The following is a 580-nucleotide window of genomic DNA, read 5'->3' as shown; positions in this document are numbered from 1 at the left end:
CTCGCCGACAAGTTCTCCGAGCTGGCCGCCCGCCACCTCGGCAAGCGCACCGACGTGCTGGCCGTCCCGCTCACCCACGACACCCCCGACGAGCTGGCCCAGCCCGGCGGCCGGGTGCGCGACTGGAAACACGGCGAATGCGAGCCCATCCCCGGCAAGACCATGCCGAAGATCATCACGATCGAGCGCGACTACGCGGCCGTCGGCGAGCGCGTGCGCGGCATCGGGCCGCTCTTCGCCGAGTTGGGGCTGACGACGAAAGCCGTGACCTACCGGGTCGGCCCGGAGCTCGACTACCTGGCCGGCAAGAACGGCACCACCGGCGAAGGACGTGTCTCGCTGGCCACGGCCGACCGGATGTGCGAGGCCATCCTCGCGCTGTCGGGCACCACCAACGGCCGCCTGGCCACGCAGGGCTTCGAGAGCCTGGAGCGGCGCACCGGCACGAAGCTGGCCGACCTGGCCTCCGAGCACGAGGGCAAGCGGATCACGTTCGCTGACACCCAGTCCAGGCCGCAGGCGGTGATCACCTCGCCCGAGTGGTCCGGATCGGAGACCGGCGGGCGCCGCTACTCCGCCT

Annotated in this window: 1 pseudogene; it reads left to right on the top strand. The window is 71.7% G+C overall.

The window, feature by feature from the left end:
- Nucleotides 1-580, top strand: a pseudogene (locus EJK15_RS69850) (nitrate reductase subunit alpha); the annotation flags it as partial.

The sequence above is a fragment of the Nonomuraea basaltis genome, from assembly GCF_005893125.1.
GTDB lineage: Bacteria > Actinomycetota > Actinomycetes > Streptosporangiales > Streptosporangiaceae > Nonomuraea > Nonomuraea basaltis.
The sequence above is the reverse complement of the archived record's forward strand: the minus strand, read 5'-3'. Positions and strand labels throughout refer to the sequence as shown.